This window comes from Streptomyces sp. NPDC031210 (assembly GCF_055570395.1).
The window spans coordinates 1-21,005 of sequence record NZ_JBVIHH010000022.1 but is presented as its reverse complement, the minus strand read 5'-3'; the positions used below and the strand labels follow the sequence as shown (position 1 = coordinate 21,005).

Sequence of the window (21,005 nt, the reverse complement as noted above, 5' to 3'; positions counted from 1 at the left end):
GGAAGTCCGTATCCGATGGACTGGAGCTGGCAGAAGGACCTCTTCTCGACCGATGAAGACATTCGATTCCCGGCCGTCAAGGCGGCCCGGTTCCTCGGCACGGAGCCGGTCGAGGACGTCCTCATCGGCATAGCGGACGATAAGACCAATGACTGGCGCCTACGCCTCGAAGCGCACGCCAGCCTTGCCCCCACGCGCCCAGCGTCCGTTGCTGCGCTGCTCGTGGTCGCTGAATGCGCTGACTCGACCGACGAGGAGCGTATGGAGGCGGTGTTTTCCTTGTCGGAAATCGACACCGACGAGGTCGCAGAGGCGCTGCACTCGGTAGCCGGCAGCACCAAGCCGGCAGTTCCGGAAGAGGTGCGTGCGGCTGCCGCCTGGGGGCTCGGGACTGGGGCTCGCAAGGCACCCGCCAAGCTCATGCGCCTCGTCAATGATCCCAGCGTGCTTGTCGCGACACACGCAGCGGCGGTCATGCCGTCGGACCTACCCCAGAAATGCTTGGACGAGCTGCTCAACTGGCTCCGCGTTGATGACCTGCGTCAGGCCGCTACGGCTGCGCACCTGCTGGCTGAGCGCGGTCTCATCGCCGAGCTCGTAAAAGCCCTCCAGGCGGCGCCGGAGGACGTTCGCAGGCTGATCGTCCTGGCGCTCGGGGACGTCGCGGAAGAGGCGATTTATGGCCTGCTGGGCGGGCTCGACGCTCAGAGCCGTGCCGGCATCGTCACCCTGTGGGCGAAGAAGGACGACTGGCTCCGTCAACCAGATACGGACGGCATTCTCAACGCCCTGAAGTCTCAGACGCTTCGCCGATAGCAGTGACTCGAATTCTGCTCTGCGTCCTGGCAAACCCACCTGGGGGTGGTGATGCCCGTGCCCGTGCTCGAGTCGCACCCGTCTAGCGTTACGGACATCGCCGCCCTTGGTGCAGGCTCTGCTGGCTGGCTGGAGGCTCGTGCAGCGCCGGAGGGAGGCTCTCCGCCGTGGCTTCGCGCTTCTGTACGGCGGAGAGCACAATGGCCCTTCGATGGAACTGGTTCAGCACTCCAGTCGATCCGCGCCCAACAGCGCCTGGGCATCGGCCACTTCCCGGTCGGTCAGGACACGGTCCCGCTCGCGGCGGCCGGCCGGGGAGCCGGTGACGTGCCGGAGCAGGCGGACGGTGATCGAGGGGCTGATCAGGCTGTCGCCCGCCATCGCCGCCCGGACCGCCTCGATGAGCAGGGTGGGGCCGGACCGTTTGAGCAGGAAACCGGAGGCGCCGAAGCGGAGCGCTTGAGCGCGCGGGCCCGCTCCACAGCGTCCACGCCGTTCGCCGCCTCGCCGACCACTTCGATGTCCGGCTGGCTCTCCACGATGCGCCGCATTCCCCGACGGACCATCTCCTGGTCGTCGGCGATCAGTAAGCGAATGGTCACGGGAGGGCATTCTGCCGTACGGCGGGAGGGGTCCGGCGCGGTCCGGCGCCGGGCGACAAAAACCGGGCACTCGGCCATGGAGCCAGGTGCCCGGTCGGGGAGCGCGAGGGGTGGCGGGCGTTCAGCCGCCGAGATGGACCGGCAGCGAGTCGATTCCGTAGACGATCGAGAGCTTTCGGAATGCCAGCTCCTCCGGTTCGACGGCGAGGCGCATGCGGGGGAATCGTTGTACCAGTGCCGGATAGGCGGCGCGGAGTTCCATCCGGGCCAGCTCCGCACCGACGCAGCGGTGTATTCCGTAACCGAAGGCGAGATGCGAGGGAACGTTGCGCGAGGGGTCGAACTGTTCCATCTCCGGGCCCAGTTTGCCGTCCCGGTCGGCGCCGCTGAGCGAGCACAGCACGACGTCCCCGGCGGTGATCCGCACGCCGCCGATCTCCAGGTCCTCGCGCGCGAAACGCGGGAACGCGACCTGCACGACGGTGAGGTAGCGCAGCAGTTCCTCGACATAGCGGTCGACGACCTCGTCGCCGTCGTTCATGGCCGCGAAGTGCTTGGGGTCCTGAAGGAGCACCAGGGTGCCCAGCGCGAGCATGCTGGCGGTGGTCTCGAAGCCGCCGGTCAGCACGCCGTCGGCGAGCCCGGCCAGCTCCTCGTCGCTGACCGAGTCGCCGTGTTCCTTCACGATCATGCCGAGCAGGCCGTCACCGGGGTTCGCGCGCTGCTTCTTGACGATGTCCCGGAAATAGGAAAGCGATTCAGATATGGCGCCGAACGAGGCATTGGCGCCGCTGAACAGGTCGAAACGGGCGGCGCTGAGCCGCTCGAAGTCCACCCGGTCCTCATACGGCACGCCGAGCAATTCGCAGATGACGAGGGAAGGAATGGGCAGCGCGAAGGAATGGACGATGTCCACCGGCTCGCCGTTCTTGGCCGCCTTTTCCATGGCGTCCAGGCGCTCTTCTACGATTTCGTGAATGCGCGGCGTGAGCCGGCCGAGCCGGCGCATGGTGAATTCCGGGGTGAGCAGCCGGCGAAGGCGGGTGTGCACGGGTGGGTCGGCGAATCCGAGGCCGCCGGGATTCTGCTCGGCGCCGGCCCCGGCCTTGCCGACGAGGTTGGTGAAGTCGGAACTGAAGGCGTTCGCCTTGCCGAGCACCGCCTTGACCTCGTCATAGCCGGTGACCAGCCACACGTTCGCGGCTATCGGGACCGGCAGCCGGGTGACGGGCTCCTTCTCCCGGGCGGCCGCCAGATCCGTCACGGGGTCAAGCCCCTCGCGCCGCAGCGGCATCAGGACGGACTCGGGCAAGAAAGACATTCGAGACAGGTCGAAGCCCTTCCGCCGAGTTCTCGCCAGGTACATACGGCCGGCCCAGGCGAAGATCCGGGAACGGAGAGTCGTCATGACGCTAATACTGCCTTTCGTCGAGGGGGACGGTCCCCCGCACTCGGCGGCCCAAGGCGGCCGGGACGGCACAGGACCCCCACTCGGCGCGCGCGGATGTGTCGTACGCCATAGCCCCTTGCTCACGGCGGCCATGGCCCAGGCCCATGCCCTCGACCGGTAGTTCGGTCGTCCGCTTCCGCTGACGAGCTCGGCCTTCTTTTATTCGGTCGGACCGAGTTTACAAACTGTCATCCGACTCGTTCACAGAACAACCCTGGACCACCCCTGGCACGACCCTGACTCTTCCCCTATGGCGCCCTCCTCCCTCAGGCGCAGCCGAGACGGCCGCCACACCCGTCTCCGCCCGGGGCAATCCTCGCTCCGGGCCACCCGGGTGGCGGAATGTCACGACCCGTCATGAATTCATCCGCCGCCCGGCGGCAGGTTCCTCACCATCGGCGACGAGTTGCAGACCCTCCGGGGCCTCCTTAGCGTGTGGTTTGCACCTCGCGCAAAGGCGCCGAATCACTGCTTACCGGCGCAAAGTCGCACTCGTAGCCGGGCAGGGACGCGGATAACGCGCCTATGCGACTCAGTTCCCGCCCCGCTCCGTTCCGCCCGTCGCCCGACGCCCCGGCAACCCCACCGGACTCATCTCGCAGGGATTTCTTGCCTTCGCAGGAGGAAGCGCATGTCGTTGAAGCCGAAGTCGAAGTCCGCCACGCTCGCCCTTTGCGCCCTCTCGGGCGCGCTGACCACCGCCCTCGCGGCCGGTCCCGCCCTGGCGGCGGACAGCGGTCACGACCGCGGCCCGTACAAGGGCCGGGTCATCGCCAAGTCGGGCCTGCTGGTCCGCTCGGGGCCGAGCAGCCACTACCGGGTGGTCGGCAAGAACCCGTACGGCAAGATCGTCGATGTCGTCTGCAAGGTCAACGGCGAGAACATCCAGGGCAATCCCCGCTGGTACAAGCTCACCGACGGGTCCTACACCTGGTCCTCCGCGCGCTACATCGTGAACATCGGCGCGGCCCCCGCCTGGTGCTGACGCGAGTGCCCGGTGTCACCCCGCCCCGGCCGCCGGCGCGGTCCGGGGCGCCGGCCCCCCGAACGCGGTATCCGGCATAACCGAAATATCGTCCACCGCTTGCTACGTTGCCAGGCATGACGGCAACGGCCACGGCAGCCTCCGCGCGCCCGGCGGACTCTCCCCCGCCCGTGCCGCCGCCCCCCGGACAGCGCGGCATCGAACTCGCCCTCCTCGTGGGCGCCGTCCTGATCTGCGTGTGCGGCTATGTGGTCGTGGGCGCCGCCACCGCGCGCGGCGTCCCCAGCGGCGCGGTCGGCTACGGCGCCGGGCTGGGCGTCCTCGCCCTGCTCGCCCACCTCGCGGTCCGCTTCCGCGCCCGCTACGCCGATCCGCTGCTGCTGCCCGTCGCCGTGCTGCTCAACGGGCTCGGGCTGGTGCTCATCTACCGCCTCGACCGGGAGACCCCCGACGACCACGCGGCGCCCGTGCAACTGATCTGGTCCGCCGTCGGCGTCGCCCTGTTCACCGTCGTGGTGGCCGTGCTGCGCGACCACCGGGTGCTCCAGCGGTACGCCTACGTCTGCGCGGCCCTGGCGCTGTTCTTGATGGTGGCCCCGATTTTCTTCCCGGCGGTCAACGGGGCCAAGATCTGGATCCGGTTCGCCGGGTTCTCCCTCCAGCCCGGCGAATTCGCCAAGGTCCTGATCACCGTCTTCTTCGCGGCCTATCTCGCCGCCAACCGCGGCGCGCTGGCCCACACCGGCCGCAGGGTGTGGGGACTGCGGCTGCCCACCGGCCGGGTGCTCGGCCCGATCGTCGCGATCTGGCTGGTCAGCGTCGCCGTGCTGGTCCTGGAACGCGACCTGGGCACCTCCCTGCTGTTCTTCGGTCTCTTCGTCGTCCTGCTGTACGTGGCCACCGGGCGGACCGGCTGGATCGCGATCGGCCTGCTGCTCGCGGGCGCCGGCGCGGCCGCCGTGGGCACGCTGGAGCCGCATGTCCACGGCCGGGTCGAGGACTGGCTGCACCCGTTCGCCGGTATCGCGGCCGGTGAGGGGCCGGGCCAGCTCGCCCAGTCGCTGTTCGCCTTCGCCGCGGGCGGGATGCTCGGCACCGGCCTCGGCCAGGGCGACTCCTACCTGATCGGCTTCGCGATGAAGTCCGACTTCATCCTGGCGACCTGCGGCGAGGAACTGGGGCTGGCGGGCCTGTCCGCCCTCTTCGTCCTCTACGCGCTGCTGGTGGGCCGCGGCTACCGCACCGCGCTCGGCCTGCGCGACCCCTTCGGCAGCCTGCTGGCGGTCGGCCTCGCCGTGCTGCCCGCCCTTCAGGTCTTCGTCATCGCGGGCGGGGTGATGGCGCTGATCCCGCTGACCGGTATGGCGCTGCCGTTCCTCGCGCAGGGCGGCTCGTCCGTCGTCACCAACTGGATCATCATCGCGCTGCTGGTGCGCCTCAGCGACCGGGCCCGCGCCCCGCGGCCGGAGGCGGACGGGCCGCCGCCCGGCACCGCGCACCCCGCCGCCCCGAAGAGCCCCGCCAACTGGGAGAGCAGGTGATCCGCGGCATCCGGCACACCGCCGCGTTCAGCTTCGTGCTGCTCGCGGCCCTGCTGGTCAACGCCGCGCGGGTGCAGCTCTGGGAGGCCGGTGCCTACGCCGGCGATCCGGCCAACCGGCGGGTGGCGATGGACCGTTACGAGCGGCCGCGCGGCGCCGTCCTGGTCGCCGGCGTACCGGTCACCGGTTCGCGGGACAGCGGCGGGCGGCTGCGTTACGAGCGGACGTACACCGACGGCCCGCTCTACGCGCCGGTCACCGGCTACTCCTCGCAGACGTACGGCACGTCCCTGCTGGAGCGGGCCGAGGACGACATCCTCGCCGGCACCGACGACCGGCTCGCCGCCTTCCCCTGGTGGGACGAGCTGACCCGCACCCACCGGCCGGGCGGCGACGTGGCCACCACCCTCCACCCCGGCGCCCAGCGCGCCGCGTTCGCCGGCCTCGGTGACAAGAAGGGCGCGGTGGCCGCGATCGAGCCGCGCACCGGCCGCATCCTGGCGCTGGCCAGCACGCCGTCGTACGACCCGGGCGTCCTGTCCGGGAACGGCCCCGCGGTGGCCGCCGCCTGGCGCCACCTCAACAGCGCCCCCGACCGGCCGATGCTCAACCGGGCGATCCGCCGGACCTACCCGCCCGGCTCCGTCTTCAAGGTCGTCACCGCGGCGGCCGCGCTGGAGAGCGGCACCGTCACCGACGCCGACGCCCCCACCGACGCCTCCGATCCCTACACCCTGCCCGGCACCGCCACCCGCCTGGGCAACGACGCGCGCGGTTGCGCGGGCGCCAGTCTGCGGGACGCCTTCCGGGTGTCCTGCAACACCGTCTTCGCCCGGCTGGGTGCCGCCACGGGCCTGCGGCACATGGTCCGTACGGCCCGGAATTTCGGCTTCAACGACCGCCGGCTGCGCATTCCGGTCCCCGTCGCGCGCAGCAACTTCGACACCCGGATGGACACCGCGCAGCTCGCGCTGTCCGCGATCGGGCAGTACGACACCACCGCGACGCCGCTCCAGATGGCGATGGTCGCGGCGGCGGTCGCCAACGACGGGGTGCTGACGCCGCCGTATCTCGTGGAGAAGGTGACCGACGCCCGGGGGGTCACCGTCGGCACCGGGCCGCACCGCCCCGCGCGCCAGGCGGTCGGCCCGGCCGCCGCCCGGCAGCTCCAGGACATGATGGTCGACGTCGTCGAGCACGGCAGCGGGAAGCGGGCCGCGATCAAGGGCGCGACCGTGGGCGGGAAGACCGGCACCGCCCAGCACGGCGCGCGCAACGAGGGCGCCCCCTACGCCTGGTTCATCTCCTGGGCCCGGGAGAAGGACAGCGGCGAGCCGGCGGTGGCGGTGGCCGTGGTGGTCGAGGACGCGGCCACCGACCGGGCGGAGATCAGCGGCGGCGGCAGCGCGGCGCCGCTCGCCCGCGCGGTGATGGCTGCCGTCCTGCGCCGGGACCCGGCCGGTGAGGGCACGGCGGCCCCGACGCCCCGGAGTGCTCCTCCCCCGGCCCCGCGCTGACGCGCCCGCCGCCGCCCGCCACAATGGCCCCATGGCCCGAACTCCCGCTTCCGTCCCGCCGCCCGCGCGCCCGCCGCTGTCCCTGGCCGAGGTCGAGGCGCTGGCCCGGCGGGCGCACGCGGGACAGACCGACAAGGCGGGGCTCCCCTACGCCGGGCATCTGGCGGCCGTCGCGGCGGGCGTACGGGCGCGCGGCGGGAGCGATGAGCAGATCGCCGCGGCGTGGCTGCACGACGCCGTGGAGGATGCCGCGCTCAGCCGCGCGTGGCTGGGCGGCGCGGCGCTCACCGACGCGACGAAGGACATCGTCCTGGCGGTCACCAAGCGCGCCGGTGAGCCGGTGGAGGAGTACGCCGCGCGCATCCTGGCCACGCCCGGCGCACTGCTGGTCAAGGAGGCGGATCTGGCGCACAACGCCGATCCGGGCCGGCTGGCGGTCCTGGACGCGCCGACCCGGGAGCGGCTGACCGCGAAGTACGCGCGGATGCGGGCGCTGCTGGGACTGGCCTGAGCGGCCGGCCCGCGCGCCGTTCATCCCTGAGCGGCCGGCCCGCGCGCCCGCTCACCCCTGCGCCGCCCCCCGCTCGACGGCCGCCGCGACCTCGGCCTTGCGTGCCGCCTCCTCGGCGGCGAAGCGCTCCGCGTCGAGCCGGTCGGCGAGTTCCTCGTCCTGGGCCATCAGCAGGTCGAGGTTGGAGTCGCCCATCTCGAAGACGCCCAGGTCGACGTAGGCGCGTTGCAGCCGTTCGCCCCACAGGCCGATGTCCTTCACGCACGGCACGATCCGGCTGAAGAGCAGTTTGCGGAACAGGTGGAGGAATTCGGAGCGCTCGGTGATCTCGGCGGCCTCCTGGGGCGGTATGCCGAAGTTCTCCAGGACTTCCAGTCCGCGCAGCCGGTCGCGCATCAAGTAGCAGCCCTCGATGACGAATTCCTCGCGTTCGCGCAGTTCGGCGTCGGTGAGCTGCTTGTAGTAGTCGCGCAGCGCCAGCCGGCCGAAGGCGACATGGCGGGCTTCGTCCTGCATGACGTAGGTGAGGATCTGCCGGGGCAGCGGCTTGGTGGTGGTGTCGCGGATCATGCCGAAGGCGGCCAGCGCGAGGCCCTCGATCAGCACCTGCATGCCCAGGTAGGGCATGTCCCAGCGGGAGTCCTCAAGGGTGTCGGCGAGCAGGGCCTGGAGGTTGTCGTTGACCGGGTAGAGCATGCCGATCTTGTCTTTGAGGAAGCGGCCGTAGATCTCGGCGTGCCGGGCCTCGTCCATGGTCTGGGTGGCGCTGTAGAACTTCGCGTCGAGGTCGGGGACGGACTCGACGATCCTCGCCGCGCACACCATCGCGCCCTGCTCGCCGTGCAGGAACTGGCTGAACTGCCAGGAGGTGTAGTGCTGCCGCAGATCGCCGCGGTCCTTCTCCGTCATTTTGTCCCAGTACGCGGTGCCGTACAGGGACATCGACTCGTCCGGGGTGCCGAGCGGGTCCTTGGGGTCCACCTCCAGGTCCCAGTCGATGCGTGTGGTGGCGTCCCACTGCTTGTCCTTGCCCTTCTGGTACAGGGCGAGCAGCCGGTCCCGGCCGTCGTCGTATTCCCAGTTGAACCGGGCCGCGCCGGCGGCCGGCACCTCCCACAGAGGGTCACCGGGGCCTTGCACGTAGAGGTCTCGGATCGACACGGACGCCTCCTCGGGGTCGCCGAACCCCTTGCCAGAGCGGGGTCGTTGGCAGGCTCACACGCTTCTTACCGGCGGGTCAATAAGTCGTGCGCGGGGGATTGACGTCCTTGCTGACACGCAGTCTCATAAGACGTGACCGCCGGTAACCCACGAGCGAGGTAGCCACTGCCATGACAAGCGCGCCCACCGCAATGACCGTGCCGGACACCGAAGTCCTGCGGGACGCCCTCGGGCTGCTCAAGGACCGGGAACAGGTGGCCGAGCGACTGCTCGACTCCTCCGCCAAGCACTCCTTCGACCCCGACACCGAACTCGACTGGGCCGCGCCACTCGACGAGGGCAAGTGGTTCTGGCCGCCGGAGCTGGTCTCGCTCTACGACACACCCCTGTGGAAGAAGATGTCGCACGAGCAGCGGGTGGACCTCTCCCGGCACGAGGCGGCCTCCCTGGCCTCCCTGGGCATCTGGTTCGAGATCATCCTGATGCAGCTCCTGGTGCGCCACATCTACGACAAGCCCGTGACCAGCGCGCACGTCCGCTACGCGCTCACCGAGATCGCCGACGAGTGCCGGCACTCCAAGATGTTCGCCCGCATGATCCACAAGGGCGGCGCGCCGACGTACCCGGTCTCCCGGCTCAACCACAACCTCGCCCGGATCCTCAAAACGGTCTCCACCACCCCGGGTTCGTTCGCCTGCACGCTGCTCGGCGAGGAGATCCTCGACTGGATGCAGCGGCTGACCTTCCCCGACGAGCGGGTGCAGACCATCGTGCGCGGCGTGACCCGCATCCACGTGGTCGAGGAGGCCCGGCACGTGCGCTACGCGCGTGAGGAGTTGCGCCGCCAGATGGTCACCGCGCCGCGCTGGGAACGGGAGTTGACCCGGATCAGCTCCGGCGAGGCGGCCCGGGTCTTCTCCCTCGCGTTCGTCAACCCCGAGGTCTACACCAACGTCGGCCTGGACCGGCGCGAGGCCGTCGCCCAGGTGCGGGCCAGCGGGCACCGCCGCGAGGTCATGCAGTCCGGCGCCCGGCGGCTGACCGACTTCCTCGACGAGATCGGTGTACTGCGCGGCGTGGGACGCCGGTTGTGGAAGAGCTCGGGCCTGCTGGCGTGACCCGCGCCCCGGGCGCGGAGTGGCGCACACCGTACGAGCACCTGTGCGAAGCCGCGACCGGGGCGGTTACGCTGCTGGGCATGAACGGCAGCGGCACCGCCCCAGCAGTAGCCCGACCCGCGTACCGCAGGATGGGCGTCGAGCAGCGCCGCGGCCAACTGCTCGCCGCCGCACTGGGCCTGTTCGCCCACCGCGCGCCGGAGGACGTGTCACTGGACGACGTCGCGGCCGCCGCCGAGGTCTCCCGCCCGCTCGTCTACCGCTACTTCCCCGGCGGCAAGCAGCAGTTGTACGAGGCGGCGCTGCGCAGCGCCGCCGACCTCCTGGAGCGGTGTTTCGCCGAGCCCGAGACCGGTCCGCTCACCCAGCGCCTCTCCCACGCCCTGGACCGCTATCTGGCGTTCGTCGACGAGCACGACGCCGGTTTCAGCGCGCTCCTCCAGGGCGGCAGCGTCGTGGAGACCTCCCGTACGTCCGCGATCGTGGACGAGGTGCGGCGCGCCGCCGCCGACCAGATCCTGCGGCATCTGGGCGAGCCGGAGCCGGGTCTGCGGCTGCGGATGACGGTGCGCATGTGGATCACCGCCGTCGAGGCCGCGTCCCTCATCTGGCTCGACGAGGACAAGCGGCCCGCCCTGGACGAGCTGCGCGACTGGCTGGTCGACCACTTCATCGCCCTGCTGACCGCGACCGCGGCCCGGGATCCGCAGACCGCGCGGGTGACCCGGGCGGCGCTGGCCATCGAGACCTCCGACGGTCCGGTCGGCGACCTGGCCCGCCGCGTCCTGCCGGTCGTCGGCGACGCGGCCCACCTGCTGTGACCCGCCGCCGCCCACCGCGAGCCGCGGGGCGGCGGGTGGTGTGACACTGAGGGGGTGAGAAGCGAGAACACCCCCTTCGTCGGCGGGCCCCTGGACGGCCGGGTACTGCCGGTGCTGGTGGGCGCGACCGGCCAGCCGCCGAAGATCTACACCGTGCCGGTGCCGAACGACGACGGACGGCCGCCGACGGTGCACGTCTACCGCCGGACCCACGGGCAGGTGGGGCGCCTGGGGCTGCCGCGCGGCTGGAAGTACACCTACGACCCGGAGGGCAAGCCGCCGGGCGGGCTCAAGTGGCCCTGGACGAAATCCGGTTGAGAGGTTTTCCGACGGCCGCCGGGCGGCGGGTGAGCGGCGCCCGGCCGGCGGGTGCCGGCACCTTGCGCGAGGGCCGGTCGAGGACGACCGATCGAGTGAGCGCGGGCGCCCGTTCCTCCTCGTTAATCCCGAATGTACGACTGGCGTGACACCATCCGAGACCTGCGGACGGTCAGCTCGGCGGGCCCTGGACGACCGGGGCGACCCGGGCGGCCGCGGGTGGCGGAGGTGACGAGGTGTCCGGACGGTTGCTGCGCTCGCTGTGCGCCTCGGCGCTCGTCGGCGCGGTGACGCTGTCGCTGCCCGCGGCGGACGCCCTGGCCCCGGTGGCGTCGGCGCCCGCTCCCAGGGGGGCGACGCGCGGCGGGGCCTGGGACGCCGCGACCTCCGGGGCGGCGGACGACGGGTCGACGGGCGGCGGGTCGGCGAGCGGCGGGTCGGCGAGCGGCGGGTCGGCGAGTGGCGGCTCGGCGGACACCGGCTCGACGGACACCGGCGAGGGCGGTCTCGGGCAGGTCACCGAGGGCGCCGACGGAAGCGGCGGCCCGAACGGCACAGGCGCAGGCACAGACACCGGCACCGGCACCGGCTCGTCGGCCGGTCCCGACGAGGACGAGGACGCGCCCGAAGCCGCCGTCGGCGACCCGGCCGACCGCGACCCGGCCGCCCTCCTGCGACGCCTGCGGACCCTCTACTGGAAGGCGAAGAGGTCCGCCCGGGAGCTCCACGCCACGCAGCGGGACCTGCGGAAGGCGCAGGCGAAGTACCGGCTCCTCGCCGCCCGGCTGGCGAAGGCCAGGGCGCGGCTCGCCGACGGGCGCGTCGGCGCGGGGCGGCTGGCCCGGCTCCAGTACCAGGGCTCGGCCACGGACGGGCTGACGTCGTTCCTGCGCGTCCTGCTGTCCAAGGACCCCCAACAGGCCATGGAGCGTGCGCACTTCCTCAAGGAGGTGGCGCGCGCCCAGACCGCCGCCGTCACCCGGCTGATCGCCGCCGAGAAGCGAGCGGCCGCGCTGGCCGGCCGGGCCCGCGCCGTACGCGACGCGCGGCGCGGGCTGGCCGCCCGGCGCGAGCGGCAGCGCAACGCGGTCCGCGCGCGACTGGGAAAGGTCGAGGAACTGCTGGCCTCGCTCTCCGAGGAGCAGCTCACCGCGCTGAGCCGGCTCGGGACGGCGGGCTCCACCGGCCGGGGCCGGTGGAGCCGGACCGCCGGCCGGGCGGGCCTCAGGACGTCAGGGACGCCAGGTAGGCGTTCGCCTTGTCCGGGTCGTAGAAGAAGTTCTCGAAGTCGGACGGGTCGTTGAAGCCGTTGGCGAAGCGGTCGGCGACGGGCTGGAGCTCTCCGGCCGCGCCGATGACGTTCAGGACGTGCTCGGGCGGCGGCGCCAGCATCGCGTTGGTCCACTTGGTGACGTGCTGGGCGGTGTTCCAGTAGCGGTCGAAGGTCGCCCGCATCCAGTCCGCGTCGAACGGCTTCTCACCGTGCTCGACGATGGCGGCGAGGTAGGCGGCGGCGCACTTGGCGGCCGAGTTGGAGCCCTGGCCGGTGATCGGGTCGTTGGCGACGACCACGTCGGCGACGCCCAGGACCAGGCCGCCGGAGGGCAGCCGGCCGATGGGCTCGCGCACGGTCGGGGCGTAGCGGCCGGCCAGCGTGCCGCCCGCGTCGGTCAGTTCGACCTTGGTGGCGCGGGCGTACTCCCAGGGCAGGAAGCGCTCCATCAGCTCCAGGGTGGTCGCGAGGTGCTCGTTGGGGTCCTTGACGCCCTGGAAGACGTCGAGCGGGCCGCCGGGGACGCCCTCCCAGAAGAGGATGTCGGCGCGGCCGGAGGTGGTCAGCGTCGGCATGACGAAGAGTTCGCCGACGCCGGGGACGAGGTTGCAGCGCACCGCGTCGAAGTCGGGGTGCTCGGGGCGCGGGCCCATGCCGTGGACGTAGGCGACGGCGAGCGCGCGCTGCGGCGCGTCGTAGGGCGAGCGGGCGGCGTCCCGGCCGAACATCGACACCAGCTCGCCCTTGCCGGCCGAGACCAGCGTCAGGTCGTAGCGGCTCGCGAAGAAGTCCAGGTCGGAGACGGCCGCGCCGTGGATGACGAGTTGGCCGCCGCGCTGGGCGAAGGTCTCCATCCAGCCGGCCATCTTCACCCGCTGGTCGACGGACTGGGCGTAGCCCTCCAGCTTGCCGACCCAGTCGATGGCACGGGTGGAGTCCGGCGCCGCGACCGAGACGCCCAGGCCCTCGATGCGCGGGGCCTGGCTCTCCCAGAAGTTGATCTGGAGGTCGCGCTCGTGCTGGAGCGCGGTGTCGAACATGCACTGCGTCGACATGACCCGGCCGGAGCGGATCTCGTCCGCGGTGCGGTTGGACATGAGGGTGACCTCGTAGCCCTGGGCCTGGAGTCCGAGGGCGAGTTGGAGGCCGGACTGGCCGGCTCCGACGATGAGTATCTTCCGCATGGCGGCGCTCTTCTCTGTTACTGCTGGCGTTCGGGGGGTGGGGCTGGGGGGCGGGCTACTCGGGCGTGGTCTCCAGGGCGTGGCCGACCAACGCCAGCAGCGACTCGATCACCGTGATCCGGTTACGGGCGTCCATGATCACCACGGGTACGTGCGGGGGCACGGTCAGCGCGTCGCGGACGTCCTCCACGGCGTAGGAGTCGGTCCCCTCGAAGTGGTTGACCGCGACGACGTAGGGAAGTCCGCAGCTCTCGAAGTAGTCCAGCGCCGGGAAGCAGTCCTCCAGGCGGCGGGTGTCGGCCATCACGACGGCGCCGATGGCGCCGCGCACCAGGTCGTCCCACATGAACCAGAAGCGCTGCTGCCCGGGCGTGCCGAACAGGTAGAGCACCAGGTCCTGGTCGAGGGTGATCCGCCCGAAGTCCATCGCGACCGTGGTCGTGGTCTTCTCCGGGGTGGCGGTCAGATCGTCGGTGCCGGCGCTGGCCTGCGTCATCACCGCCTCGGTCTGGAGCGGGGTGATCTCCGAGACCGAGCCGACGAACGTGGTCTTGCCGACGCCGAAGCCGCCCGCCACCACTATCTTCGTGGCGATCGGCGCCCGTGAGCGGTCCGTCTGCCAGCCGTGCAGCCCCTCGTCGGTGGCCGCCGCCACCGCCTCGGCCGGGGCCGCGTCACGAGCGGTGGTCATCGGCTCGGCCGCTATCGTGTCAGAGCCTGTGAAGTCCACTCAGCACCCTTTCCAGCAGCGCGCGTTCGGGTCGGCCGGTGCCGTGCCCGGTGCCGTAGACGCGGATCTTTCCCTGGTCGGCGAGGTCGCTGAGCAGTACCCGGACCACGCCCAGCGGCATCTTGAGCAGCGCGGAGATCTCCGCGACGGAACGCATGCGGCGGCACAGCTCGACGATCGCGCGCATTTCCGGCATGACGCGGTCGCCCCAGCCGCCCGAGGTCAGCTCGCGCCGTTCGCCGGGGCCTTCCAGGGCTGCCACGAACGTCTCGACGAGCAGGACGTGGCCGAAGCGGGTCCGGCCGCCGGTGAGCGAGTACGGCCGTACCCGGGCGGGTTTCTTCTCCCCGCCGCGTACGGGGAGCTTGGGAGTGGGACTCACTGGGCGCTCTCCATCGACTTGCGCAGTTCGGTGCGGAGTTCGGGCGTGAGGACGTGGCCGGCCCGGCCGACGAACAGCGCCATGTGGTAGGCGATGACGCTCATGTCGCAGTCGGCCGTGGCGTGCACGCCGAGCAGCGAACCGTCGCTGATCGACATGACGAAGAGGCTGCCCTCCTCCATCGTGACCATCGTCTGCTTGGCGCTTCCGCCGTCCATCAGCTTCGCGGCGCCATGGGTGAGGCTGCCGAGGCCGGAGACGATGGTGGCGAGGTCGGCACTGGAGCCCCTCGGACCGTCGCTCTCACCGGGCCGCGCGGTGTCCCGGCCGGGGTCGGAGGACAGCAGCAGCAGTCCGTCGGAGGAGACCACCGCGACCGAGCGGATGCCGGGTACCTCGTCCACCAGATTGGTCAGCAGCCAGTGCAGGTTCCTGGCCTGGCTGCTCAGTCCGTGGCCTTGAGCAGTGGGCGCTTGCGCGTTCAATCGCGTGCCTCCTCGACGATGTGGCTCTTTTCCGGGGCCCCCGCTCCGTCGGTGTCGGTCTGTGGGTTGGTGTGTGGGGTGGTCTGGGTGGTCCGCTCCGCGGTGGCGTCCCCGGTCTCGGCCGCCACCTCTCGGCGGCCCTCGCGCGCGCCCTGCTGGAACCCGCCGAGCCGGCGTCGCAGCGCCTCGGCACCGGCCGCGCCGCCGGCGCCCTTGCGCGGTGCCTTCGCCTGCCGCTGCTCGACGACCTTCGGCGTGCGCTTGGGCAGCCCGGTGACGGTCGTGCGCCGCTGTTCGGCGGGCGGGGCGGCGGCGTGCTCGTCGGGGCCGATGGCGTACGGGTCGGAGGGAGCCGGGTCGGACGGGGCTTCGGGCCCGGCCGGGGCGGCCTCGTCCTCGGGCCGGGTGTGTTCGTCGCCGCCGGTGGCGTAGGGGCCGGGCGACTGCGGGCCGTACGGGCTCGGGTCGGGCGCGTGGTGGGTGGTGGGGCCGGACGGATCTGACGGGTCGGACGGGTCGGACGCGTCGGACGGTTCCGGTGCTTCGGCCGGCGTGGTCGCGTCCGCCGGCTCGGCCGGGCCCAGCCCGGCCGCGTCGATCGCCCGCTCGGCGGCGGCGACGAACGGGTCGGCGGCGGGAGCCGGGGCGTCCTCGGGGCCCGGCTGCTCCGGAATCAGGCCGGAGGTGTCGGGCGCCTCCGTGGCCGGTGCGGCCGCGGCCGCCTCCTCCTCGGACGCCGCGGGCGCGTCGGCCTCCGGAGCATCGACTCCACCGGCCGTCGTCGCCGCGTCGGTCCGCACCCGCGTCTGGAGGGTGTTGGAGTTCGCCTCGGCCACCGAGCCGGGCAGGCTCGGGGTGTACGTCACGTCCCGGAGGGCCGCCGGCGAGGCGGACGGGCGGGTGGCCAGTATCGAGCCGGGCAGGACCACGACGGCGGTGACGCCGCCCTGCTTCTGGTCGCGCAGTTGGACGCGGACGCCGTGCCGGGCGGCCAGCCGGACCACGACGTACAGGCCGAGGCCGAGCGCTTCGTCGATGGTCTCGGAGGAGGAGGCCGCCTCGACGTCGGACAGCCGGTCGTTGAGCTCCGCCAGGCGGTCCGCGGTCATCCCTATGCCCTGGTCCTGCACCGAGAGCATGACCTCGCCGCTCTCCAGCAGCCAGCCGGACAGCTCGACGTGCGCGTCCGGCGGTGAGAAGGCGGTGGCGTTCTCCAGGAGTTCGGCGACGAGGTGGCTGAGGTCGTCCGCGGCGAAACCGGCGACCTGCGCGTGCGGCGGCAGGGACTGGATGCGGACCCGCTCGTACCGCTCGATCTCGCTGACCGAGGCACGCAGCACGTCCAGCAGGGGTACCGGCCCGGGGTGGCCGGTGCCGTGTTCGGAGCCCGCGAGCACCAGGAGGTTCTCGCTGTTGCGGCGCATCCGCGCGGCGAAGTGGTCCAGCTTGAAGAGGGTCTCCAGCCGCGCCGGGTCGTGCTCGCCCTGCTCCAGGGTCTCGATGACGGCGAGCTGGCGCTCCACCAGGGCCAGGGTGCGCAGGGAGAGGTTGACGAACCGGCCGTGCACGCCGGCGCGCAGGGCGGCCAGCCGCTCGGTGAGGTCGGCGATCTCCTCCTTCAGCTCCGCCTGCTGGTCCTGGAGCACCTCCCGCTCGGCGACCATCCGCTGCCGGCCGGTGACCAGCCGCTTGCGCTCGCCCTCCAGTTCGCCGGTCCGCCGCGCCAGCTCGCCGACCTTGGCGTGCAGCGCGTTGACGGACCGTACGGCGGCGGCGAACTCGTCGTCGCGGCCCTTGAAGGTGAGGGGCTCCTCGTGTGCGGGGTCGGCGGCGACCCGCTGGGCGCCGAGCCGCAGGACGGCCAGCGGCCGGGTCATGGAACGCGCCGCCCACACCCCGGCACCGACGGCGGCCAGCAGGCAGAGCCCGGCCAGCGCGATGCGGATCTCCAGTTCCGTCACCTCGTCGTCGCGCAGCTCACCGAGCCGCGCGATCTCGGCGGTGGCCATGGCCGACTCGACACCGCGCATCAGTGCGACGCGGGTGGTGAGGGTGGAGCGCACCCGCGCGCGGTTCAGCCGCAGGTCGGCGGGGTCCAGGCGGGGCTGGTCGGTCAGCCGGGCCAGATAGCGCTCGGCGGTGGCGACGTCCGTGCCGTTGACGGTGCGGTCGTAGCGGTCCCGGGCGCCGTCGCCGGCCACCTGGCGGAAGTCGGCCAGCGCGCCCTGGGCGCGTACGTGGGCGAGCTGGGCGGCGGCGGTCAGCCGGGGCTGGGGGCCGCCCGCACCGAGGGCGGCGAGGAGCAGGGCGCGGGTGCCGGCGGCCTGGTCGGCGGCGCGGCCCAGGACGGGCAGCGCGTGGGTGTCGGCGTCGGCGGAGTCGGCGCGGGCGGGCAGCCCGCGGGCGATGTCGTCGCTGATCGCGCCCAGCGCCTGGACGGCCGCGGTGTAGGCGGCGTACGTCTCCTGGGCCGTGCCGGGGCCGGACAGTGCCTGGCGGCGGGTTGCCGGGAGCGCGTCGAGGAGTTTCTCCGCGGTGGCGACCGCGGACCGGCGGCCGGAGGCGTCGCGGGCCTCGGTGCGCAGTTCGGCGATCTGGCGGTCCACCCGGGACTGCTGGGAGCGCAGCGCGTCGGGCGCCGGGCGCCGCCCGGCGGCGACGTGGGCGGTCAGGGTGTCGCGCTCGTCGGCGAGGGAGTGCGCGAGCCCGATGGCGCGCGCGTTCAACTCGGCCAGGTCGACCAGTTGCTGGGTGCTCTGAGCGTTGTCGGCGGCGGTGAGGACGGCGGGCGCGCCGGCTCCCAGTACGGCGGCGGCCACGACGGCCACGGCTGCGACGAGCCGGTTGCGCACCCGTGCGGGACGTCGTCCCGCACGGCCGTCGCCGTCCGTCGTGCCCGGATCCCCCACCGGGCCCTTGCCCGGTCCGAAGACCGAACCGGCCGGTGATCCCGGCTTCCCTGCGCCGCCCCGAAGCCGCTTCTTCCGCACCGCTGCTCGCAATCCTGTCTCGCCTGCGTACGCCGAATGGCGTCGCGGACCCGGCTCGCTCTCCGCTCGCGGGGCGGACCTGCGCGAAGACCGCAGCAGCACACTTCCGCGAAGGGGAACAGCCCGGTTCTGCGCGTCGCGACGAGCGTCCTGGCCCCACCCCGTGATCCGGGAAACGACCATTCCACCGGCGCCGCGCAGTGGCTCGGCAACACCTGCCCGGCCACCGGAAGGAGTGAACATCAATCGGAGTTTGACCATCAACTTCCGTCCACCGCCGGGCCGGGCCGCAACGCGGCGCAACCCCGGGAAAAGTTTGGAGAACGGTCCCGGTCCTGGCAGGATGCGCGCCCGCAGTCCGGCCGGCCGTCCGGTCCGGACCTTCCCCGCTCCCCTGGTCCGCCGGTACGTCACGGGCCGCGGACCCCTTGGCGGCCGGGGCCGGTGCGCCGCCTCCGGCAGACTTGCCGGCATGCGCATCGCACTCGCCACCGAGCCGGGCGATCCCCAACGCCCAAACGAGGACTACGCGTCCGTGGCTCTCCCGGCCTCCGGCCAGGGCGGAGTCCTGGTCCTCCTGGACGGTGTGACGCCTCCGGAGGCGGACTACGGCTGCGCGCACCCGGTGTCGTGGTTCACCGCGCGGCTGGGGGGCGCAATGCTCGAACTGTCGGGTTCACACCCGGATATGACGCTCGCTGAGGCGCTCGCCGAGTCCATCTCCCGCACGGCCGGAACCCATCGCACCACCTGTGACCTTTCTCACAGCCGCACGCCGCAGGCAACCGTGGTCGCCGTGAGGTGGTCGGAGGCCACCGTCGAACACCTCGTCCTGTCCGATTCCGCCCTGTTGATGGAGGGGGCGGACGGCGCACTGCGGCCGGTGCTGGATCCCCGGTTGGACGAACTGCCGCCGCCGGTCCCGGCCCTGCGCGACACCGTACGGGCGCTGCCCCGCGGCTCCGCCGAACGGGCCGCCGCCGGCCGGGAGTACGTCCGGGCGGTCGAGGCGCTGCGCAACGCCGAGGGCGGCTTCTTCACCGCGGCCGCCGATCCGGCCGTCGCCGCCCGCGCCGTCACCGGCACCACCCCGCGCGGCGAGGTCCGTTCGCTGACCGCGCTGTCCGACGGGGCGAGCCGCTGGGTCGAGGTCTTCCACGAGGGCTCCTGGGCGGACTGCGCGGCCCTGGTGGCCACGCTGGGCCCGCAGGCGCTCATCGACCGCGTCCGGGCGGCGGAGGCCGCGGACCCGGAGGGCACGGCCCATCCGCGCGGCAAGGCCCGGGACGACGCGACGGTGGTCCATGTGACGCCCTGACGGTGCCGAATCTCCGGCGCCCGCCCGGCCCGCCTAGCCTTCCTCGCTGTCCTGCCCCGCGTTGAGCTGGTGGAGCAGGCGGGCCAGTTCGGCCACCTCCGCGCGGTCCCAGGAGGCGAGGCGGCGGGCGTACTGGGCGCGGCGGGCCGTGCGGACGCGGCTGAAGCGGTCGCGGCCCTCGTCGGTGATGCGGACGAGGACGGCGCGGCCGTCGGCCGGGTCCGGCTCGCGGGCGACGAGCCCGAGGCGTTCCAGGGCGTGCAACTGGCGGCTCATCGTGGCCTTGCCGACGCCGAAGTAGCCGGCGAGGTCGGTGGCGCGCTGGGCGCCGGCGTCGGCCAGCCGGACCAGGAGTCCGTAGGCGGCCGGTTCCAGATCGGGGTGGACCTCGCGGGCCAGTTCACCGGAGGAGGCCCGGGCGCGGCGCAGGAAGACCGCCAACTCCCGTTCCAGGGAGAGGAATACGTGGTCCACACCAGCGGGCTGGCCGTCCGCCGTCGTACCGTCGGCTCCGGTGTTGTGCACGTCAGCGCCCTCTCCCGCTTTCCCTGCCCCGAAAGTTTCTTTCAGCGGCGGCCGAAGCCGCAGCTCGGCCAGTATTTCGCAGGATTAGACCAACGGCAGCCCCGCGCCCCTCTTCTCCCCCGCCGGTCTACGCGCGTATCGTCCGTAATGGCATGACCACACCAAGTCACCGCGGCGTGCCGGACGTGCCACCGCGCCTCCCGCACCTCGCGGCGGGTGCCTCACCCCCCACGTCATGCCGCCAGACCGCTCCCCCCTCAGGTCCCTCACCGAGATCTTCGGAGGCACGTATGCCCGTGCTCAGATCCGGCTCCCCCCACCGTCCCTCGCGTTCCCTCGCGACCGCGGCCGGGGTCCTTCTCGCGCTCCTCTCCCTCCTCCTCGGCCTGCCCGGCACCGCCGGGGCGTACGCGGAGGCCGCCACGTACGCGCCGGAGCCCACCCATCCCGGCCAGGACTGGGCCGGCTCGCAGATCGCCGCCCACGAGGGCGGCGCGCCGGTCGCCACGCCCCCGGCACCCTCGCTCGCCGCGAGCGTGGAGGGCGTGGACGTCAGCGGCCACCAGGGCAGCGTCGCGTGGTCGACGCTGTGGAACAGCGGTGTCCGGTTCGCCTACGTCAAGGCCACCGAGTCCACCAGCTACACCAACCCCTCGTTCGCGCAGCAGTACAACGGCTCCTACAACGTCGGCATGATCCGCGGCGCCTATCACTTCGCCACCCCCAACACCTCCAGCGGCGCCGCGCAGGCCACCTACTTCGCCGGCCACGGCGGCGGCTGGTCGCGGGACGGCAGGACGCTGCCCGGCGCCCTCGACATGGAGTACAACCCCTACGGAGCGACCTGCTACGGCATGAGCGCGGCCGGGCTGGTCAACTGGATGAAGGACTGGTTCGCCACCTACAAGGCGCGCACCGGCCGGGACGCGGTGCTCTACACCTCCACCAGTTGGTGGAAGCAGTGCACCGGCAACTACGCCGGATTCGGCAGCGTCAACCCGCTGTGGGTGCCGCGCTACGGCTCGTCGGTCGGCGAACTCCCGGCCGGCTGGGGCTTCCACACCATCTGGCAGTACACCTCCACCGGGCCCACGGTCGGTGACCACAACCGCTTCAACGGCGCGCTGGACCGCCTCAAGGCGCTCGCCAACGGCTGATCCCCGTTCTCGGGGGGGGGGGGGGGGGGGGGGGGGGGGGGGGGGGGGGGGTGCCCTCCCCAGGGGGGGTGGGGGGGGGGCCCTCTTTTTCCCCCACTCGCAAAGAGGCTGGTTTGGGGAG

General features: G+C 72.4%; 19 protein-coding genes and 1 pseudogene. 11 read left to right on the top strand and 9 right to left on the bottom strand.

What is annotated here, in order from left to right; translation table 11 throughout:
* Window positions 1–15 precede the first annotated feature (15 nt).
* Window positions 16–816, top strand: coding sequence for a HEAT repeat domain-containing protein (locus ACZ45Z_RS30250; RefSeq protein WP_468369120.1), 801 nt, complete (start codon window positions 16–18; stop codon window positions 814–816).
* A 270-nt stretch (window positions 817–1,086) separates the two neighbouring features.
* On the opposite strand, the pseudogene ACZ45Z_RS30245 reads toward ACZ45Z_RS30250, so the two are convergent.
* Window positions 1,087–1,418, bottom strand: a pseudogene (locus ACZ45Z_RS30245) (response regulator); the annotation flags it as partial.
* Between the two features lie 121 nt (window positions 1,419–1,539).
* Entirely contained in the window at window positions 1,540–2,826 is a 1,287-nt protein-coding gene (locus ACZ45Z_RS30240; RefSeq protein WP_468369116.1) for a cytochrome P450, read from the bottom strand.
* A gap of 673 nt (window positions 2,827–3,499) precedes the next feature.
* Between ACZ45Z_RS30240 and ACZ45Z_RS30235 the strand changes: the two genes are divergently transcribed.
* The 4 genes from ACZ45Z_RS30235 to ACZ45Z_RS30220 all read left to right on the top strand — a co-directional run bounded on the left by ACZ45Z_RS30235 (window position 3,500) and on the right by ACZ45Z_RS30220 (window position 7,422).
* On the top strand, window positions 3,500–3,853 hold the full coding sequence (locus ACZ45Z_RS30235) for an SH3 domain-containing protein (protein WP_468369113.1): 354 nt from the start codon (window positions 3,500–3,502) through the stop codon (window positions 3,851–3,853).
* A 116-nt stretch (window positions 3,854–3,969) separates the two neighbouring features.
* Complete coding sequence (locus ACZ45Z_RS30230) at window positions 3,970–5,394, top strand: FtsW/RodA/SpoVE family cell cycle protein (RefSeq protein WP_468369110.1); 1,425 nt, start codon at window positions 3,970–3,972, stop codon at window positions 5,392–5,394.
* Window positions 5,391–6,911, top strand: a complete 1,521-nt coding sequence (locus tag ACZ45Z_RS30225) for a penicillin-binding transpeptidase domain-containing protein (protein ID WP_468369107.1) — start codon at window positions 5,391–5,393, stop codon at window positions 6,909–6,911. The genes ACZ45Z_RS30230 and ACZ45Z_RS30225 overlap by 4 nt, the downstream gene beginning before the upstream one ends.
* 31 nt (window positions 6,912–6,942) lie before the next feature.
* Window positions 6,943–7,422 (top strand): HD domain-containing protein, encoded by a 480-nt coding sequence (locus ACZ45Z_RS30220; RefSeq protein ID WP_468369104.1) that lies wholly within the window; start codon window positions 6,943–6,945, stop codon window positions 7,420–7,422.
* A gap of 51 nt (window positions 7,423–7,473) precedes the next feature.
* Here the strand turns inward: ACZ45Z_RS30220 and ACZ45Z_RS30215 are convergent, their stop codons facing one another.
* Entirely contained in the window at window positions 7,474–8,583 is a 1,110-nt protein-coding gene (locus ACZ45Z_RS30215; protein ID WP_468369102.1) for a ferritin-like domain-containing protein, read from the bottom strand.
* 170 nt (window positions 8,584–8,753) lie between these two features.
* On the opposite strand from ACZ45Z_RS30215, the gene ACZ45Z_RS30210 reads away from it, so the two are divergent.
* The 4 genes from ACZ45Z_RS30210 (at window position 8,754) to ACZ45Z_RS30195 (ending at window position 12,144) form a co-directional block, all read left to right on the top strand.
* The gene (locus tag ACZ45Z_RS30210) at window positions 8,754–9,701 is read left to right on the top strand and encodes an AurF N-oxygenase family protein (protein WP_468369099.1); all 948 of its coding nucleotides are present in this window, start codon (window positions 8,754–8,756) and stop codon (window positions 9,699–9,701) included.
* Window positions 9,702–9,781: 80 nt separating this feature from the next.
* Window positions 9,782–10,522: a TetR/AcrR family transcriptional regulator gene (locus tag ACZ45Z_RS30205; protein ID WP_468369097.1), complete on the top strand. Its 741-nt coding sequence runs from the start codon at window positions 9,782–9,784 to the stop codon at window positions 10,520–10,522.
* Window positions 10,523–10,576: 54 nt separating this feature from the next.
* Entirely contained in the window at window positions 10,577–10,840 is a 264-nt protein-coding gene (locus ACZ45Z_RS30200) for a hypothetical protein (protein WP_468369094.1), read from the top strand.
* 236 nt (window positions 10,841–11,076) lie between these two features.
* Window positions 11,077–12,144 carry a hypothetical protein gene (locus ACZ45Z_RS30195; protein ID WP_468369091.1) on the top strand — a complete coding sequence of 356 codons (1,068 nt, stop codon included), beginning with the start codon at window positions 11,077–11,079 and terminating at the stop codon, window positions 12,142–12,144.
* On the opposite strand, the gene ACZ45Z_RS30190 is transcribed toward ACZ45Z_RS30195, so the two are convergent.
* The 5 genes from ACZ45Z_RS30190 to ACZ45Z_RS30170 are packed head-to-tail and all read right to left on the bottom strand — an operon-like array spanning window position 12,065 to window position 17,884.
* A complete protein-coding gene (locus ACZ45Z_RS30190) occupies window positions 12,065–13,297 on the bottom strand; it encodes a styrene monooxygenase/indole monooxygenase family protein (RefSeq protein ID WP_468369088.1) in 1,233 nt (410 codons plus the stop codon). The two genes, ACZ45Z_RS30195 and ACZ45Z_RS30190, sit on opposite strands and share 80 nt — an antisense overlap.
* A 55-nt stretch (window positions 13,298–13,352) precedes the next feature.
* Window positions 13,353–13,988: a GTP-binding protein gene (locus tag ACZ45Z_RS30185; protein WP_468369085.1), complete on the bottom strand. Its 636-nt coding sequence runs from the start codon at window positions 13,986–13,988 to the stop codon at window positions 13,353–13,355.
* A gap of 19 nt (window positions 13,989–14,007) precedes the next feature.
* On the bottom strand, window positions 14,008–14,409 hold the full coding sequence (locus ACZ45Z_RS30180) for a DUF742 domain-containing protein (protein ID WP_468369082.1): 402 nt from the start codon (window positions 14,407–14,409) through the stop codon (window positions 14,008–14,010).
* Entirely contained in the window at window positions 14,406–14,894 is a 489-nt protein-coding gene (locus tag ACZ45Z_RS30175; protein WP_468369079.1) for a roadblock/LC7 domain-containing protein, read from the bottom strand. Before ACZ45Z_RS30175 ends, ACZ45Z_RS30180 begins: the two co-directional genes overlap by 4 nt.
* A complete protein-coding gene (locus ACZ45Z_RS30170) occupies window positions 14,891–17,884 on the bottom strand; it encodes a sensor histidine kinase (protein ID WP_468369077.1) in 2,994 nt (997 codons plus the stop codon). Before ACZ45Z_RS30170 ends, ACZ45Z_RS30175 begins: the two co-directional genes overlap by 4 nt.
* A 472-nt stretch (window positions 17,885–18,356) precedes the next feature.
* Here ACZ45Z_RS30170 and ACZ45Z_RS30165 point away from each other — a divergent pair, with 472 nt between their 5' ends.
* Window positions 18,357–19,202, top strand: coding sequence for a hypothetical protein (locus ACZ45Z_RS30165; protein ID WP_468369074.1), 846 nt, complete (start codon window positions 18,357–18,359; stop codon window positions 19,200–19,202).
* A 33-nt stretch (window positions 19,203–19,235) separates the two neighbouring features.
* On the opposite strand, the gene ACZ45Z_RS30160 is transcribed toward ACZ45Z_RS30165, so the two are convergent.
* Window positions 19,236–19,727 carry a MarR family winged helix-turn-helix transcriptional regulator gene (locus tag ACZ45Z_RS30160; RefSeq protein WP_468369071.1) on the bottom strand — a complete coding sequence of 164 codons (492 nt, stop codon included), beginning with the start codon at window positions 19,725–19,727 and terminating at the stop codon, window positions 19,236–19,238.
* Between the two features lie 290 nt (window positions 19,728–20,017).
* Between ACZ45Z_RS30160 and ACZ45Z_RS30155 the strand changes: the two genes are divergently transcribed.
* The gene (locus ACZ45Z_RS30155) at window positions 20,018–20,884 is read left to right on the top strand and encodes a lysozyme (RefSeq protein ID WP_468369068.1); all 867 of its coding nucleotides are present in this window, start codon (window positions 20,018–20,020) and stop codon (window positions 20,882–20,884) included.
* Window positions 20,885–21,005 lie beyond the last annotated feature (121 nt).